Here is a 16747-nt window from a genome sequence, read left to right on the forward strand (position 1 = left end):
ATGGGAGTAGCTCATAGTTTTTCCTCGTGTTCTGTTTGTGTGGTTACTTACAGTTTACACCAATGAAACGCTATGAGATTTTTTGTTGAACTATATTTTACAATTTATCATATAGAAAAAAACAATAGACCTTTTTGATACTGGTAATTATCATAAAAAATCAAATTTAAAATATAGAGAAAGAGCAATTTTCTTTCATTTCAGAGGACTTATTATGCCTATGTGCAGAAGTCCTCCTTTTTTGTCTAAAAACGCAGACAAAAAAGAAATGGAGGAAATAAAATGCCAAAAGAATATTACCTTTATGTCAACGGACAAAGGGTTAAAGTCAGCGAGCAGATATATAAAGTCTACTGGCGAGAAAAAGAACACGAAAAGTATTTAGAGCAGGTGGACAAGAAAAACCACTTGCTCTTTTTTTCATCATTGGATCATGACGGACACTTTGTAGACAATATTGTTGATGAAAGTGTTGATGTAGAAAAGATCGTTGAAACACAGATGATGATTGAAGCAGTTAGAAATGCTATATCAAGGCTCAATGCAGAAGAAAGAGATATTATTGAACGCTTGTATTTCAATGATGAGACGGTTCGCTCAGTGGCAAAGCTCAAAAGTATTACACATCCGGCTTTAATCAAAAGAAGAAACAAAATTCTTGAAAAGCTGAAAAAATTCATCGAAGAACTTTAAAACTTCGGTAACCAAAGGGGTCAAATTTTCCTTATGTAAAGTGAAGGGGAGTTTGACCTCCTTTACTTTCTTGGGTAAGAGATATGCCTGCTTATGGCAAATAGGAAAATGTAAAGAAAACAATCCCTTTCAAATATTGCTCTTTGACAACTGAATAGACCAAGGTAGGACTTTATCTACTTACTGAGAGTTATGACCTACGCTAAGACTTTTCTGCTGATGAAAATCGGTTCAAATGAATACCGGCATAATGTCGAGGTTAGAAGAAAACGAGCGATAGATAGGAATACATAAAAGATAAGCGTGGCAGCTTATTTCGATGATGTAAGTGGTGATAATGATACTTCAATAGTTTAAGCTGCCTCGTCTGAAACAAGGGGCGGAGGTGAGATTCCTATGTAGCAGCCAATGCACCTACCAATGTCATAAAACTTAGTAAAAAAAATACTTGATTATAAAGAATTTAAAACGGAGGAGGTGTATTAGTGGATAATGACTGGAATGGATTGGCTGATTTGATAGCAAATCTGATTACAAAATATGCTGGAGTTTTAGATTTAGATAATCTTCAAAATCCAACTCCAGTAAAAAGTACAGAAGGTAAAAATAAATTTGACATGGCAAAAACACAGATTGAGAAAAAGCAATAAAAGTGATATAATATACTTGATATATAAGTCCAAACCATAATTGGTAAAAATATAAAGATATTGAAAAAGGATATTGAGGTTAATGCTATGTCAAAAGAAAAAATAAAAGTATACCTCTATACAAGAGTATCTACATCAATACAGATAGACGGTTATTCTTTAGAGGCACAAAAATCAAGAATGAAGGCTTTTGCTCTCTATAATGATTATGAGATTGTTGGTGAATACGAAGATGCAGGTAAGTCTGGAAAATCTATAGAAGGTAGAGTTCAGTTTACTCGTATGATGGAAGATATAAAATCCGGAAAGGATGGAGTGTCTTTCGTTCTTGTATTTAAATTATCGAGATTTGCAAGAAATGCTGCTGATGTACTTTCGACTTTGCAAATAATGCAAGATTTTGGAGTAAATCTTATTTGTGTTGAAGATGGAATTGATTCATCTAAAGATGCAGGTAAATTGATGATTTCTGTTTTATCAGCAGTGGCTGAAATAGAAAGAGAAAACATTCGTGTCCAAACAATGGAAGGTCGTATTCAAAAGGCAAGAGAGGGTAAATGGAATGGTGGATTTGCTCCATACGGTTATCAACTGATTGATGGAAAGTTGTTAATAAATGAGGAAGAAGCAATTGCAATAAGAACTATTTTTGATCAATATGTAAATACAAGTATTGGAGCTAATGGTCTTTCTAAATATTTAGAAAAGCATGGTATAAGGAAAATACCAAGACAAAATGGGAAAAATCCATTGTTTGACGCAGGTCTTATAAGAAAAATATTAAAGAATCCTGTGTATAACGGGAAAATAGCATTTGGAAGAAGAACTTTAGAAAAAGTTCATGGTACAAGGAATGAATACAGACAAGTAGAGCAGGACGATTATTTAGTAGCAGAAGGCATTCATGAAGCAATAATTCCGGATGAATTGTGGCAGGCTGCACAAGTTAAACTGAAAGCACAGGCTAAAAAGTATGAGCATGTAAATAAGGGCAAGAACATGAGGACACATTTATTATCAGGAATAGTAAAGTGTCCAATATGTGGAGCTGGAATGTTTGGGAACAAATCCATAAAATATAAAAAAGATGGGACGAAGTATAAAGACTTCTATTACTATGGTTGTAAGCATAGACTTATGAATAGAGGACATAAATGCACCTATAACAAACAAATTAGAGAAGAATTGTTAGACGATGCTGTCGCTGAGGTAATAATCAAGTTAGTAAGCAACCCTAAATTTGCGTCTATGATACAAGAAAAAATCAATATGAAGGTTGATACATCAGCTATTGAAAATGAGATAGATAATTACCAAAAAGAGCTGAGAAAAAGTCATTCTACAAAGTTTAAGCTCATTGAAGAAATAGATAACTTAGATGTTGATGATAAACATTATAAGAGAAGAAAAACCGATTTAGATGACAGACTTTATCGTATGTATGATAAAATTGAAGAGTTAGAAGGTCAGTTAATAGAAGCTAAAGCAAAAAAAGAAACAATAGAAGCTGAGAAACTTACGGGCGATAATATATATAAAGTTTTGATTTATTTTGACAAGCTTTATAAAGTCATGAACGATGTTGAACGCAGGCAGCTAATAGAAGCACTCATTTCTGAAATTCAAATTTATGAAGAGAAGCAGCCTAATGGGCAATGGCTAAAATCAATTACTTTTAAGCTACCTATTATTGATGAGGATCTAAATATAAGTTTGGACAATAATGAGCAAGCTGAGGCGGTAAGTTTGCTAGTTAAGGAGTGAAGCGACGAAGAGTAGCAATTACTTCCGCCCATGCGATAGCTGTCGCAGAATGAAATGATGCGGTAACAGCGAACCGCTGAGTGTGTAGTGTTGCTACAACGAAGAAAAGTGTAAAAATCCTTTATTTTAAGCACTTTTTCAAGCATTTCGTCTTTATTGAAAAGAGTGCTTTTGACATAAAAAAGGTTCAAAAAAGTACATTGATGTGAACGTCTGTTTGGATGTCGACTGCGTAGACAAAAAATAGATACGTCGTAAAATATTTTAGTTAGGTGAGAACATCTTAATAAGTGTTCTCACTTTTTTATTTTCAGGAGGAAAATCATGCAAAAAGAAGAAAAGTCCTCACGGTATGCTGTGATGTGTCATCTCATGGCTATCATGAGAATTGATGTTGATGAAGCAACACATTTAGTTGCTGAAATGGAGAAAGCAAAGCTGATTCAATTTGACGAACTGGGGAATGTTGGACTTTTATTGTTGGAGGGACAATCATGAAACGTATTACCGCAAATCACTATCAAACGTCAGAGCGTTACTATAAGCTCCCAAAACTTTTGTTTGAGAGTGCCCGCTATAAGGAGATGAAACTAGAGGTTAAAGTGGCTTATGCAGTCTTAAAAGACCGATTAGAATTATCTCTGAGTAAGGGATGGATTGATGAGGATGGGGCTATTTATCTGATTTACTCTAACTCCAAACTCATGACACTCCTTGGTTACTCCAAGTCTAAATTGCTGACGATTAAGAAAACATTACGAGATTATGGACTGATTGATGAAGTCCAACAGTCTTCCAGTGAAAAAGGGCGTTTGGCTAATAAGATTTATTTAGGGGAGTTGGAACATGACACCACCCCTGTCTTAAATTCAGACGGGGGTAGTGTTCAAAAAACACTAGAAGGGTCTCCAAATCAGCCGAGGCCGGTATTAAATTCAGCCCCTAGTGAGACTGAAAGAAGTGAGACTGAATATAGTGAAACTGAAAAGAGTGATTTCCTTTTTGAGGACGAGGAGGAGAGACAAGTTGTAGTTGAAAAACAAGAAGATACCTTTTCTCCAAAAGTAGACGATGTGACCAAGTACGATCGAGACTATATTTGGGGCTTGGTTCATGACCAGTTAAGACAGACAGGTCTATCTCAGTCGGCTAGTGACTATGCCATGATTTATTTTAGTGACCGTTATCAGTATGCTTTGGAACATATGAGATTTGCTCGGTCGGCAGAAGCGATAGCCGAATACGTGTTTAATGGTATACTGTCTGAATGGACAAGCAACTAAGGCGACAAGAAGCGAAGGGAGGTGAGTGAGATGTTTTGGTGGCTATTATTAGGTGTTTGAGGACTAATGGTAGAAAAAGGATATGCTAACAAAGTATAAAAATGTTAGCATATCCTTTTTGTTTTTTATGGCAAGGTCAGCTGCTACCTTTAAAGTCTTTCAGTCACGACTTAAGCGTTATGATTAGAATTGAGAGCTATCAGGAGGCTGATAATCTCATTAAGTATATCTGTGAATAGAATGTCTTTTGTATAACTATATTTTTTTGAATAATTTTGCCATTGTTGCTGTTGAACAGAGTCAGATTTGAATCTCTCCAGTAGTTCAATGATTTTATTGAAATCGAGTTCAGTTTCACGATAGGAAAAGGTTCTTTCACAAGCAATCTTTAATTGTGAGAAATCAATGTCATCTTTCTTTAGCTTTGAAAGGATATAGACATCGTAAAAATCTTTGCTGCGACTGTTCAAGAAATTTCGTGAATAAATGGTTTGGAGTTTTTCAGCCAAGATTGTTTCAATTGTATAAGCAATGATTGGAAAATTGTCATTATCAAAAATAGCTTTATAGTAGTAAGTAATTGGCTGAGGAGTCACAACATCACCTGTTGCAATATCCAAATGGATAATTTGTTTAATATTTTCTAGTTGACATAAAATGGTTGCTCGGTAACCACCATAATCATCGCTTTCCTTAATAGCTGTTATGGATTGAATTGAAAATTGAATACCATCTTTCGCTTCAGTTAAAATTTCTTTAAGTTGTTGTTTAATATTTTCTTCTGATAAAGTTTGTTTATGAAACAGAAAGTCAACATCCATAGTACTACGAGATTCGACCCCAATGACGTTTGAAAGTAGGAATCCACCTTTGAAAATATAGTGATTCGAATAAGAACTCTGACTTAATTTTTTCAGAATAGCTTCAAGAAAGTAATAGGTCATGACGGAATTAAAAGTTAATCCAGTATTCTTCGATATTTTATGGCAGAGTGCTGTTAATTTTGCTTTATTCATAGTAGAATCTCCAGAGTTCGTTTAACTTCATCTAAGATATTCATTTTTGTAGCATATTTATAGAGCTTTGCGAGATTTTTTTTAGGAAAGTTGCTATAAGTTTGAAGTGTTTTAACAAATAGCTCAGCATCAATGCTATCTCGATTAAGGATAAAATCACACAGAACACGTTCAAAATTATAAACGTTAACGGTGTTTCCCATTGGAGTTTTTACACTGATGACCCCTAGGTTGACAATATCTTTAGAAACAGTGTGGATATTTAAATTTAATGGTGTATTCCTAAAACGGTAGTCCTTTGGAACTGTTACTTCAAAATATTGAGGAATTTCATCTGTAAGTCCCTGTAGATAAAGAGCAGAGATATGAGAAAAAACAGTTCTGGGGTAACGATACTGAAAGAAATAGTATTCATCATAATTTCCACTAGAGGACAGATAGATTCCTTTATCGACCCTAAAGATAACCCCTTCGTTTTCTAGTCTAGTTAGATAAATGGTTGGAATACCTAATTTTTTACAATCTCTATAAGTAATCATGCCATTGTGACTGTCTAAGTACTCAAGTAACAATTCTTTTTTAGACATATTCGACCCTCTCTTTGTTGCTTTTGTACCGCAATTTTAACATTTTTACGGTACAAAAGCAACATTTTTAGATGTTATACATACAGTTTACTATTCTCTTACTTGATGTGATACCAAAATCAAGGCTTCTTTTTTATGATGGGGAAAGAGCGACAGATTGTTGCTACTTATCAAAAGAAAAGAAGGACCTTTTATGATCAAACAATGTTATCCTCACTTTTTAGTCAATCAGAAAAAAGCAGAAAAGCATGTCTTCCGTAAAAGTAAGAAGTATCGTACACTGTGTTCGGTAGCTCTTGGAACCGTGGTCACAGCTATTGTTGCATGGGGTGGTGCAGTGTTGCAGGCTGATGAAGTGACGACACCACAGCTACAAGATAACATCATTCAACGAACGGAAAATCCTGCTACTAATTTAGCTCAAGTTCAACCAGCACCAGTTGTTGAACAGACGAATAGTCTTGCGTCAAATTGTTCCGATAAAAGAACTATTGTTCCGAACTATGGTATAATGAGAGGGAAAGCGAGGATAAACATGGACTATATGAGCGTTAGGCAGGTTATCCACCGATTGATATTAAATTCACGGATAGGTTAGCCTACTATCAAGCCTTTGACCAGTATCATGCAAAAGGAGATTTATCTGCTATGGAGGATTTATTTGCACGATATATCAATGAGAAACTGGATATTTACTTAGGTATTTTAGGGTGGAGATAATCCGTTATTTTGCGTCATCGTAATGAAACTGATTAGAGTATTGACCTCAATTTTTAAAGATAGAATTAATTAGGGATCTAGAAATTTTACTTACTAAATAGTTTTTTAAAATAGTCTTCCTATAATGTAATTCTAAAATCACTTTTGTTCTGTTTCGCCTATTAGTATGGGAGAGAATTATCAGCACATGTTGAGACGGTGAAACTCTTAGTCAAAACCTCAACAGTATAACTCTTGTGTTTCCTTGTTTTAAGGTAGGTTGCTAATCACCCCCCACTGGAGATGATTACTTCTACAAGAAATTACTGGATTTTTGAAAGTCCCTATTATTACTTTTATTTTTTCAGAAAGGGAAAAATGCAACTTATTCTTGATTTAGGTAATTTATGGGAAATGTTATCAGCTATTGGTACAGTTGGAGCAGTTATTATCTCTTTGTGGCTGGCTAGACGAACAGAGAAGCCGAGCTGCTATATTTATTATTGTATAGATTATGATTCAGAAACTGATAAATCTACTCATATTTTTGAAATTTTAAATATTGGACAGGTTCCCACAACCCTCCTTTATGAAGGATTATCTAGGCATAAACGACTAGCCTTTAGTAAACAGGTGGATTTTGATGGGGTATTGGAATGGACTTATAGCGAAAAGAATTTACCTACAAACTATTCTAGTACATTACGACCAGGTGAGAGTGTCTATCTAGAAGTTGAAGATGATATTATGAAGCAAACGATGCATCAGTTAGTCGGTAGTCGGAAACAAGAAAAGTTTATTTTTATATTGTTGATCATCATAATCAGGCGCATGTTGCAGCCTTATCAGTTCAAGATATATTAGAGTAAAGGTTTTATGGAGGTAAATGATGACTAAACGACCACCGATAAGGACAACAATTAACGACATTGTGGCTTATTGGGCCAATAAAGTTTACGAAGGTGATTTGAGTGTTGATTGGTCGGAAGCCCACGAGAGATGTTGGCGATGTGCACATAAAACAAGGTTAGAACGTTGTCATATTATTCCCTATTCTTTGGGAGGAGGAGATAGTCCTTCTAATTTGGTTTTATTGTGCAAAAGATGTCACTTAGAAAATCCAAATGTTGTAGACCCGGAAATTATGTGGTACTGGCTAAAAGCCTATCAGACAAGCTTTTATGATACCTTTTGGATTGTTCAAGGAATGGAGGAATATCAAAAGATTTATGGCCAAGATTTTTTGAAACAATTAGTACAATTTGGAATGACTGATGACAAAAAGCTCCAGCATCTAATTAAAGAGAAAATGAGAGGGAGTATTCATCATTTTGGGGAACCTCATTTCAATAAGGTGACTGTCGCAGGTATTTTTAGGATGATTTATAAGGATATCATAAAAAACACTCAGACTGATTATGATGGTCTGAGTGTTTTTAATGTGATTATTGTGAGTCCATATAGAATTGATTGTCTAACCAATGGCAGAAGTGATAAGGATTGTCTCTATTGATACAGAAATCAGAATAGAGGAAAGTATAGACATCCATGTCATCAAATAAATCAAATATCCAAGTATTAGAATACATAAATTCTTCTTGTTCCTCTTCAGACAATTGTTCGGCCATGTCCTCCATGAGAATAGTGGATTCTTCCATTATTAAGTAGAGGCAGAGTTCCTCCAAAACGGAATGGGCAATGAGTGGAGTGTCAGCTTTGGCCTTTTGTCTAAAGCCCTGAATGGTCTTTGATAGATGGTACATGAATTCATAATCATATTCCATGAGGAATTGTTCAGGAAGTAAAGAACTGATGAAAGAAGTTCCCAATTCGCCGATATGTGTTCCCTTTGGTTTCTCAGCTAATTCTCGTAAGTCGTCAGCGACAAAGTCTGAGATAAGGTCGGAGCCAATAGCAAAAGAAATGGCAGCAGCTAGCCCAAAGTTTTGATAAAGGTAATCTGACCAAGCCTCATGTTCCTTATACTCGCCTAGAAGGGTTGTCAGAGAATGCCCTGACTGAAATTCTTCTGGGATTTCTCGCCATTTTAGTGTTTTAATAATCATGTTTAATTTATCCTTTCTAATAGGATTTCCAGCTTCGTAGCGGCTCCAAGTTTTAGTTCCAATTCCTGCTTTTTTGGCAGCTTCCTCAATGGTTAAGTTTAATTCTAAACGACGTTGCCTGATGGCTTTAGCAGTGTTTTGGTTATTTTCAAAAGATGTTTTTGGCATAATAATCCTCCTTTATTTTTAGTGACCTGTCATTTTATTGTATTTTATCACTAAAATCGTGTTTTGTCAATTATTTATAGTAAAATGTAAGAAGTTACTTCATTATTGTTTTGGTATCCCAAGAGATATTTAATGAAAGGGAACTATATAGCAGTTTACACCAATCGCAATATGTAGTATTTTAAAACAAGATTTTTGTAAATTCGACAACTATATTTTGGGGTTGTGTAAACAAGTATATAATTCCCTTACTTAAATTACAGAGACTAACCACTAGTGCTGAAAACTCAAAAGTAATTAGACAGTTGCTAGCTGCGTTCGAATTGGTAGAGCCATCAACAAATTATACGAAGGACTTTTCACAAGTTAAAATGGATAGAAATATGAAATATTATGACATGCTCATTCAGTGGTCAAGAATATTTCTTATGAATAAATCATTTTCAACATTCTCTGGTGAAGATCACTCGAGGTCATTATTATTCCCAATGGAGAAGGTCTATGAGAACTATGTTGCACAACAGATGAAAAAGATATTAGGATCAGATGGATGGGAGGTTTTAACCCAAAATAAAGGATACTATTTATTCATGGAACCAAGGTGTAAATTTGCTCTTAGACCAGATATTGTCTGTAAACGAGATAATAGAACTATCATTATGGATACAAAATGGAAGAGTCTCATCAATAATGAACGTAAAAATTATGGTATTTCTCAGAGCGATATGTATCAGATGTATGCCTATTCAAAGAAATACAATACTTCTGAGATATGGCTATTATATCCACTGAATGATGAGATGAGAAGTCGCACAGATATTAAGTTTAATTCCGGTGATGGAACAATTGTTCGATTGCATTTTGTTGATTTGGCTCGTATGACAGAAACGTTGGAGGAATTAAGAGATAAATTGGAAATGACTGAGTCATGATCTATAAAATTTATAATTTGTTTCGTTCCATAGTATAATCTCAGACTAACCTGTTTCATTTCGTTCTATAGTATAGGAGTTTGCTATCAACACATGTCAAGTGTGTAGCACTGCTTGTGAGAGCGTGAGAACCTCTTAGCGAAACCTTTCATGAAGTCACTTCTGATAGTGACTTTAGTTAAATTGGCGAGAATGATTTTGAGATTTCGAGTGCAGTTGTTTAATATGCTTCCACATACGAGGGTGGACAACTTGTAAAATCTTGTCAATCGTTATAAAATTTAAATAAGCTAACCCATCGGTTTTAAGTCAATCATCTAAAGCAAGTGAAATTTTAGAACAAATAGGATAGATAAGGTAAAAATCAATTCTTAATTTACTGGAATACAAATATTATTTTCTTGGAACATGAAATGATATAATACTAAAAATGATTTAGGAAGATAAATGAAAAGTTATGTGAGGTGTGATGATGATAAGAGAAGCTGTTAAAGAAGATTTACATGAATTATTGAGTTTATATCTGTTTTTGCACGAGGATAGGATTCCGAGAAATTCAAGTCATTTAGAGAATACATGGAAAACAATGATTGAAGATGCCAACCATCATATCATTGTCAATGAGATAAATGGCAAAATTGTTTCATCCTGTATTTGTGTCATCATTCCAAACCTAACCAGAAATATCCGTCCCTATGCCTTTATTGAAAATGTAGTTACAAACGAAGAGTACCGTGGGAAAGGCTTCGCATCAGAATGCCTTCATTATGCCAAGGAGATAGCGATTCAAAATAATTGCTATAAGATGATGCTATTAACAGGTACAAAAAGCGAAACGACATTAAGCTTCTATCAAAATGCTGGCTATAATAGCGAGGACAAAACAGCATTTATACAATGGCTTGATTAGCAAAATTACCAGTTATCGAACAGAATATCACTAAATTAAAAGCTTCAACAGAGCAATTTGAGGAACAGCCAATCAAAGAGATTGCTGTTTTTTATAGCTCAAAACTAAAAAGAAAGGAGAAGAAGCTCTAAAGCCTCATACAGCTCAGTCTAGCTCTATAGTATTATCGTTCTTAACATTCCAAGATGAGCTTTCCTTCCGCCACCTTTCTATAAATTCAACTTAGACGAACAATTAAAATATCTTGAATGTGCTTCGTATTTACTCTTCACTAAAAGACTGATATAATAACCATGAAAGCGCTTGGAAATTCAGTTTAAAAAGGAGAATAAATGACTTTAGAAACAAAAAATATTGCCATCCAAGATACTTATGGTGAGCGATTCCAGCATTGTTGGGGATGCGGTCCTAAGAATGAGTCAGGTTTGCATTTGAAAACTTATCCTAGCTTAAATGGAACGAGCTGCATTAGTAAGATAACACCAGCTCACCAGTATACTGGCGGTGTTCCAGCTAATCTATTTGGCGGTATGATTGCCATGATTTTTGACTGTCATGGTACCGCTTCAGCAGCTTGGTTTGCCCATCAAAATAAGGGTTTGGATTTGACAGAAGAAACGATGATTGGACGATTTATCACAGCTCGATTGGAAATAGATTATAAAAGTCCAACACCTATTGATGAGGAAATCACGGTCATCTCTCGACTTGAGGAATTGGGTGAAAGAAAAGCCATTGTGACAATGGAAATGACAGTAGCGGGTCAGGTGCGTGCCAAAGCCAGAATGGTAGCAGTCGCAGTGAAAGATAATATGTAGCAGATTTCCCTTGATTCATTATATCAAGGGGATTTTTGTTAAAAAATATCTTTAATAAAGCTTTGGAAAGTATGGCTTTCATTGCAAAAATACTTAACCAGCATTTAGAACTTGTAAAATTTGCTTTTCTAATGCTGAAGTGTTGGTATAAAATAAAAGTATTTTGATTTATAATATTGAGAATTTCTTGTTTCTTTTATGGAAATAGTAGAAAATGCCGCGTGGATATAGTATAATGAGTTATATAATTTTGAAGGAGAATGAGATTAAGTGAAATCTTCGGATTTATTGATTATTATCCCTGCCTACAATGAAGAAGGCTCTATTGAAAATGTTGTAAATAATATTATTCAAAATTATTCACAATATGATTATGTGATTATCAATGACGGATCAAAGGATAGAACATCAGCCATTTGCCATGCAAACGGTTATAATATTGTGGATTTGCCAGTCAATTTAGGATTGGCAGGCGCATTTCAGACGGGTCTTCAATATGCTTATGAGCAAGGGTATAAAAAGGCGGTGCAGTTCGACGCGGATGGGCAACATTTGCCTGAATATATCTCGGTTTTAGAAGCAAAAATGGACGAAGGCTATGAAATGGTTATCGGATCTCGATTTGTGACAGAAAAGCGAGAAACGTCTCTGCGGATGATGGGGAATATTCTCATTAGCGCAGTTATTAAATTAACAACAGGAAAGACAATCAATGACCCAACCTCTGGTATGCGGATGTTTTCTGAAGGACTTATCAAAGAATTTGCTCTCAATATCAATTATGGACCTGAACCAGATACCGTCTCATATCTAATTCGTCATGGTGTGAAAGTAGCAGAAGCCCAAGTGCGAATGGAAGAGAGACAAGCTGGCGAGAGTTATCTGACACTTTCTCGCTCTATTCAATATATGACGCATATGTTTGTATCTATCTTGATTATTCAGAATTTCAGAAAGAGAGGGTAGACATTAAATGACTATTTGGTTTCAAATTGTATTGATTTTTGTCTCTGTTATGACTTGTGCCTTTATTTTGCGTAGCATTCGAAAATCACAAGTTCAAATCAACGATGCTATATTTTGGGTGTTTTTCTCTTTAATTCTATTAGTATTTAGCATTTTCCCAAGTTTAGCAGAAACTATTGCAAGTGCATTAGGAATTGTATCAGCGGTCAATTTTATCTTTTTATTTGTCATTTTTTTATTGCTCATCAATCAGTTCCAACTCACCCTTAAATTATCAAAATTAGATACAAAATTTAAAAATTTAGTTCAAACAATCGCATTGAGGGATAAAGATGAAAATAAAAACTAACCCTTCTGCTAAAGAGATTTATTTTTGGAATTTATTGGGGAATTTAGCGGCTTCAGGAGTTTCTGTCCTTTATCTACTAATTGTAACAAGATTAACTTCTGCCAAAGTAGCAGACCAATTTAGCTTGGCGAATTCCATTGGGACTCTTTGGATTGTTATCGGACTTTTTCAAGTCAGAAATTATCAAGGAACGGATGTGAATCAAAAGCATTCGTTCATAGGATATTTTCAAACTAGGTTGATAACAATTTTAGCGATGTTGGTTACATTGTATCCCTATTTATATATTGTCGGAGAAGGCCGTTATTCTTTTGAAACGATTTTACTGACATTTTTAATGATTTTGTATCGTATGTGGGATGCGGTGTCTGATTTATTTCAAGGCTTATTTCAACAAAGAGAACGTATGGATATAGCTGGGAAAACAATGTTCTATCGCTACTCTACTAGTGTAGTTGTTCTGTTCTTTAGTATTTTGCTTTCCAAATCTGTGATTGTAGGTTTATTTTCATTAGTCGTTTGGAATGGCTTAGTTATCATTTTTTATGAAACCAGTTTTCTTAAGTATTTTGAAACGATTCACTGGAAAGAACTCTTCTCTAGCAATTACAAAAAAGATATAAAAGATATTTTTCTGGCTTGTTGGCCATTATTTGTGAATGGATTTATTTTATTATATATTTTAAACGAGCCTAAGATTATTATTGAAAAAGGCCTAAATCAAGGAGTTTTGCAGACTGGCATGCAACGTGATTTTAACATTCTTTTTATGCCTGTTTTTTTTATGAGTCTCATCATTTTAATGGTTAGACCCCTAATAACCCAAATGGCTATTTTGTGGAATCGAGAAAAGTATGCAGAATTTTCTCTAATTGTGAAAAAGCTCTTGTTCTATTTATTTCTAGGTGGGATAGCCGTTACGATAGTGGCTTACTTCATAGGTACTCCAATTCTTAGTTTGGTATTTGGAGTGGCATTATCACAATACACTCTTCCTTTTGCAATTTTAATCTTTGCAGGAGTTTTATATGCCTTAGCCATTGTTTTTGAAAATATTTTAACCATTATTCGAAAACAACACTTATTAGTAGGTTTATATATCGTATTATTAGTTATCACTAAGTTGGTGACAGAACCATTTATTTATCATCATCATATGTTAGGTGCAGCACTCAGCTTTTTGATTGTTATGACCGCTTATTTAGTCGGTATTTTTGGCATTTATATGGTAGCTGGGAGAAAAAGGAAATAAGAATGAAGTATGATTTAACTGTCGTTATTCCCGTTTATAATACAGAAAAATATTTAAGAAGATGCTTAGATAGTATTGTCAATCAAGACAATTTAGAGAAATGCGCGCTCCGCGTTATTTGTGTTAATGACGGGAGTACGGACCATTCGGAAGAGATCATTAAGGAATATGTTGCAAAATATCCATTTATCGAACTGTTTTCAAAAGAAAATGGAGGAGTGTCAGATGCAAGAAACTATGGATTAAATCAAGTTTGTGATAGTGAGTATACCACTTTTATTGATCCAGATGATTGTATATATCCTAATTATTTAACAGAGTTTTTGTTAGCAAAAGGAAATGATGTTATTTATTTTGATTTTGATTTAATTGATAGTGATGAGAAATTGATAAAACATTTAAATGTCAATCCTTTCTTTAATGATAGTAAAGATTCAAACAATAACATTCGTTCATTCATGCTAACAAAACACGCTTCTTGGACTAGAATTTACAAGTCACATTTTTTTGATTCCAATTATTTTCCAAAAGGGAAAATTTATGAAGATGTTGCATTGATGCCCTATATGACTTCAAAATGCACTAGTATTTCTTATATAAAAAAATATTTATACCGATATACAGTTGATACTTCTGGCTCAATCATGAATTCAAGTAAGTCAAATATTTTTGATATCTATGATGCTTTAGAATATCTGTTTGCTTTATTTGGTGATGATTTTGATAAATATAAAGAAGAATTACAATATTTAGCTTTGGAACATCTATGTGTTGGTCATACCTACAGATTGTTGAAATATCCAGAAGTGAAGAAGCAAGATTTTAAAGATATTATCCTCTTTATGGAAAAGTATTTTGGAAAAAACTGGGAAAAGAATAAATATATCAAACAAGGTGTACAAAAAGTAAATATTCACTCTAAACTAGCTTACGTTGTACCATTGTTTTTAAAAGTATTGAAGAATGAATGGTTTGGGTTACTATTGTTGGCAAAAAAACGCTAATATTCTATTAAAAAGATTGGAGAATGGGTAATTGTGATAAAGAAGTCTATTAATTGGTCGTTTATGTTCAATATAAAAGGCTGGTTTTATTCTTTTGTATTGAATATAACAAAACGCTGGAAATATTTATTTGGATTATGGGGTCTGTTATTCCTTACTTATTTTTATTTAGGTGGTTCAACGGCTACCATTCCAAGGACTTTATTGTTTATAACAGGTTTGGTATTTAGCATAACTATTTGTTTACCTGGAAAATTGCATAATAAGGTATTTTGGAGTATTCTTTTTTCGGGGGGGCTTTTTGTTATTTTAACTCCTGTTTTAGATGTTCCTGATGAGACTGCTCATTATTCAAGAGCTTTGTACATATCAGAAGCGCACCTCTATCTTCCCAAAAAGTCTTCAGAGTTTAGAGTTTCTAAGGATGCTGTAGAAGCTGAAAAAGTATTTAAAAAACCGTTGATACATTCTGGGTTAGATAAAGTTAAGACCTCTTCAAAAACTGCACGTTATCCTAAATTTTTAGCAACGAATGCTTCATCGTTTATTCCTTATTTACCCCAAGTATTTGGCTTGACAATCGCTAAGATTTTAGGATTAAGTGTTCTATCTTCAATCATTTTAGGGCGTTTATGTAATCTTTTGGCTTATGCGTTGTTAATTAGGTTAGCTATAAAAAAAGCTAAGGGGAAAGAATTATTGTTCGCAAGTCTAGCGATGCTACCAATGAGTGTATATTTAGCCTCTTCTTTCAGTACAGACGGTATGGTGAATGGGTTTCTCTTCTTGATTATTGCTTTGTTTTGTGAGTATGTTCAAAAAGATAAGGTTTCTTTATTAGATATTCTATTATTTGCAACATTATGTTTAATAATGACTACCATGAAATTGCCATATGTATTATTGATAGGATTGTTATTATTTATACCAAAAAAGAAATTACCAGATCGGTATACTTATGTATTTATTATTGGGCTCATTTTGCTAGTAGGAATTTTAAGCTTCTTTTGGTTGCGTTTATCTAGTAATATTAATATGAATCAGGTAACTTCTGATGTAAACCCAGTTGAAAAGATTAAATACACAATAGGACATATGAATGAATTTTTAAGAATGATTGTGCAAGAGTGGGTGAATTTAATTCCAAATAAAATCCCTTCCCTGTTTACATTTGGCTGGTTAACCTATGGTTTAGGAAACTTACTATGGTTCTATTTAATATTTATCAGTTGTGTCATATTTATGATACCTCAATATAATCCTTTACCTAAAATTAGTAAATATGGAACTTTTTTAGTCGGGGTTGGAATTACGTTTGGCATTTTGATGACAGCCTATTTAATGTGGGGGAAAGTTAATGAAATTGCTATTCAAGGTGTTCAAGGTAGATATTTTACTGGGGTTATTTTACTTTTAGGTTTAACGTTTAATAGTATTAAACTATTTGTGCCGATATCCCCTACACTCTCTTCAGAAGAAGAGGAGAAAAGAGATACCTTTGTTTTATTTATTGCATTGGTCTTTATAATGATGTCTGTTGTGTTAACAGTACTTCAATATTATGGTTTTAAAAATTAATAGCTAAAGTTA

General features: G+C 33.9%; 17 protein-coding genes and 3 pseudogenes. 17 read left to right on the forward strand and 3 right to left on the reverse strand.

Annotated elements, in window-relative coordinates:
- Positions 1-282 precede the first annotated feature (282 nt).
- The 5 genes and pseudogenes from FQ204_RS08980 to FQ204_RS08995 all read left to right on the forward strand — a co-directional run bounded on the left by FQ204_RS08980 (position 283) and on the right by FQ204_RS08995 (position 4419).
- Entirely contained in the window at positions 283-693 is a 411-nt protein-coding gene (locus tag FQ204_RS08980) for a sigma-70 family RNA polymerase sigma factor (protein ID WP_064605320.1), read from the forward strand.
- 485 nt (positions 694-1178) lie between these two features.
- A complete protein-coding gene (locus FQ204_RS08985; RefSeq protein ID WP_144210815.1) occupies positions 1179-1343 on the forward strand; it encodes a hypothetical protein in 165 nt (54 codons plus the stop codon).
- A gap of 87 nt (positions 1344-1430) precedes the next feature.
- Positions 1431-3107 carry a recombinase family protein gene (locus tag FQ204_RS08990; RefSeq protein WP_144210818.1) on the forward strand — a complete coding sequence of 559 codons (1677 nt, stop codon included), beginning with the start codon at positions 1431-1433 and terminating at the stop codon, positions 3105-3107.
- Positions 3108-3431: 324 nt separating this feature from the next.
- Positions 3432-3605, forward strand: coding sequence for a hypothetical protein (locus tag FQ204_RS10545; RefSeq protein WP_186286795.1), 174 nt, complete (start codon positions 3432-3434; stop codon positions 3603-3605).
- Positions 3602-4419: pseudogene (locus FQ204_RS08995) on the forward strand (replication initiator protein A). Before FQ204_RS10545 ends, FQ204_RS08995 begins: the two are co-directional and overlap by 4 nt.
- A 141-nt stretch (positions 4420-4560) precedes the next feature.
- Here FQ204_RS08995 and FQ204_RS09000 read toward each other — a convergent pair.
- Both FQ204_RS09000 and FQ204_RS09005 read right to left on the reverse strand, forming a co-directional pair.
- Complete coding sequence (locus FQ204_RS09000; RefSeq protein ID WP_144210822.1) at positions 4561-5406, reverse strand: nucleotidyl transferase AbiEii/AbiGii toxin family protein; 846 nt, start codon at positions 5404-5406, stop codon at positions 4561-4563.
- Complete coding sequence (locus FQ204_RS09005) at positions 5403-5993, reverse strand: type IV toxin-antitoxin system AbiEi family antitoxin domain-containing protein (RefSeq protein WP_144210824.1); 591 nt, start codon at positions 5991-5993, stop codon at positions 5403-5405. The genes FQ204_RS09000 and FQ204_RS09005 overlap by 4 nt, the downstream gene beginning before the upstream one ends.
- A 193-nt stretch (positions 5994-6186) precedes the next feature.
- On the opposite strand from FQ204_RS09005, the pseudogene FQ204_RS09010 reads away from it, so the two are divergent.
- The 4 genes and pseudogenes from FQ204_RS09010 to FQ204_RS09025 form a co-directional block, all read left to right on the forward strand.
- Positions 6187-6462, forward strand: a pseudogene (locus FQ204_RS09010) (putative cross-wall-targeting lipoprotein signal domain-containing proteiin); the annotation flags it as partial.
- Between the two features lie 86 nt (positions 6463-6548).
- Positions 6549-6713, forward strand: a pseudogene (locus tag FQ204_RS09015) (cell filamentation protein Fic); the annotation flags it as partial.
- Positions 6714-7070: 357 nt separating this feature from the next.
- The gene (locus FQ204_RS09020; protein WP_144210826.1) at positions 7071-7556 is read left to right on the forward strand and encodes a hypothetical protein; all 486 of its coding nucleotides are present in this window, start codon (positions 7071-7073) and stop codon (positions 7554-7556) included.
- A gap of 25 nt (positions 7557-7581) precedes the next feature.
- Entirely contained in the window at positions 7582-8205 is a 624-nt protein-coding gene (locus tag FQ204_RS09025; protein WP_144210828.1) for an HNH endonuclease, read from the forward strand.
- Here the strand turns inward: FQ204_RS09025 and FQ204_RS09030 are convergent.
- Positions 8138-8926, reverse strand: a complete 789-nt coding sequence (locus FQ204_RS09030; protein WP_144210830.1) for a helix-turn-helix domain-containing protein — start codon at positions 8924-8926, stop codon at positions 8138-8140. The genes FQ204_RS09025 and FQ204_RS09030 overlap by 68 nt on opposite strands.
- A 242-nt stretch (positions 8927-9168) precedes the next feature.
- On the opposite strand from FQ204_RS09030, the gene FQ204_RS09035 reads away from it, so the two are divergent.
- The 8 genes from FQ204_RS09035 to FQ204_RS09070 all read left to right on the forward strand — a co-directional run bounded on the left by FQ204_RS09035 (position 9169) and on the right by FQ204_RS09070 (position 16735).
- Positions 9169-9858, forward strand: a complete 690-nt coding sequence (locus FQ204_RS09035; protein WP_260843579.1) for an McrC family protein — start codon at positions 9169-9171, stop codon at positions 9856-9858.
- Between the two features lie 472 nt (positions 9859-10330).
- A complete protein-coding gene (locus FQ204_RS09040; RefSeq protein WP_144211000.1) occupies positions 10331-10768 on the forward strand; it encodes a GNAT family N-acetyltransferase in 438 nt (145 codons plus the stop codon).
- Between the two features lie 332 nt (positions 10769-11100).
- On the forward strand, positions 11101-11586 hold the full coding sequence (locus FQ204_RS09045; RefSeq protein ID WP_144210834.1) for an acyl-CoA thioesterase: 486 nt from the start codon (positions 11101-11103) through the stop codon (positions 11584-11586).
- 270 nt (positions 11587-11856) lie between these two features.
- Positions 11857-12552 carry a glycosyltransferase family 2 protein gene (locus FQ204_RS09050; protein ID WP_144210836.1) on the forward strand — a complete coding sequence of 232 codons (696 nt, stop codon included), beginning with the start codon at positions 11857-11859 and terminating at the stop codon, positions 12550-12552.
- A gap of 7 nt (positions 12553-12559) precedes the next feature.
- Positions 12560-12901: a DUF2304 domain-containing protein gene (locus FQ204_RS09055; protein WP_144210838.1), complete on the forward strand. Its 342-nt coding sequence runs from the start codon at positions 12560-12562 to the stop codon at positions 12899-12901.
- A complete protein-coding gene (locus tag FQ204_RS09060) occupies positions 12885-14153 on the forward strand; it encodes a lipopolysaccharide biosynthesis protein (protein WP_144210840.1) in 1269 nt (422 codons plus the stop codon). The genes FQ204_RS09055 and FQ204_RS09060 overlap by 17 nt, the downstream gene beginning before the upstream one ends.
- 2 nt (positions 14154-14155) lie before the next feature.
- Positions 14156-15157, forward strand: a complete 1002-nt coding sequence (locus tag FQ204_RS09065) for a glycosyltransferase family 2 protein (RefSeq protein WP_144210842.1) — start codon at positions 14156-14158, stop codon at positions 15155-15157.
- A 33-nt stretch (positions 15158-15190) separates the two neighbouring features.
- Positions 15191-16735, forward strand: coding sequence for a DUF2142 domain-containing protein (locus tag FQ204_RS09070; protein WP_144210844.1), 1545 nt, complete (start codon positions 15191-15193; stop codon positions 16733-16735).
- The last annotated feature ends 12 nt before the right edge of the window (positions 16736-16747 follow it).

Origin of the sequence: Streptococcus constellatus, assembly GCF_902167705.1 — a bacterium.
GTDB lineage: Bacteria > Bacillota > Bacilli > Lactobacillales > Streptococcaceae > Streptococcus > Streptococcus constellatus_A.

Bases quoted from the DNA above. Each gene is read 5' to 3' on its own strand.
- FQ204_RS09005 (WP_144210824.1), bottom strand. From the start codon at position 5,993: ATGTCTAAAAAAGAATTGTTACTTGAGTACTTAGACAGTCACAATGGC.
- FQ204_RS08980 (WP_064605320.1), top strand. From the start codon at position 283: ATGCCAAAAGAATATTACCTTTATGTCAACGGACAAAGGGTTAAAGTC.
- FQ204_RS09065 (WP_144210842.1), top strand. From the start codon at position 14,156: ATGAAGTATGATTTAACTGTCGTTATTCCCGTTTATAATACAGAAAAA.
- FQ204_RS09030 (WP_144210830.1), bottom strand. From the start codon at position 8,926: ATGCCAAAAACATCTTTTGAAAATAACCAAAACACTGCTAAAGCCATC.
- FQ204_RS08990 (WP_144210818.1), top strand. From the start codon at position 1,431: ATGTCAAAAGAAAAAATAAAAGTATACCTCTATACAAGAGTATCTACA.
- FQ204_RS09055 (WP_144210838.1), top strand. From the start codon at position 12,560: ATGACTATTTGGTTTCAAATTGTATTGATTTTTGTCTCTGTTATGACT.
- FQ204_RS09045 (WP_144210834.1), top strand. From the start codon at position 11,101: ATGACTTTAGAAACAAAAAATATTGCCATCCAAGATACTTATGGTGAG.
- FQ204_RS09060 (WP_144210840.1), top strand. From the start codon at position 12,885: ATGAAAATAAAAACTAACCCTTCTGCTAAAGAGATTTATTTTTGGAAT.
- FQ204_RS09020 (WP_144210826.1), top strand. From the start codon at position 7,071: ATGCAACTTATTCTTGATTTAGGTAATTTATGGGAAATGTTATCAGCT.
- FQ204_RS09000 (WP_144210822.1), bottom strand. From the start codon at position 5,406: ATGAATAAAGCAAAATTAACAGCACTCTGCCATAAAATATCGAAGAAT.
- FQ204_RS09025 (WP_144210828.1), top strand. From the start codon at position 7,582: ATGACTAAACGACCACCGATAAGGACAACAATTAACGACATTGTGGCT.
- FQ204_RS09040 (WP_144211000.1), top strand. From the start codon at position 10,331: ATGATAAGAGAAGCTGTTAAAGAAGATTTACATGAATTATTGAGTTTA.
- FQ204_RS10545 (WP_186286795.1), top strand. From the start codon at position 3,432: ATGCAAAAAGAAGAAAAGTCCTCACGGTATGCTGTGATGTGTCATCTC.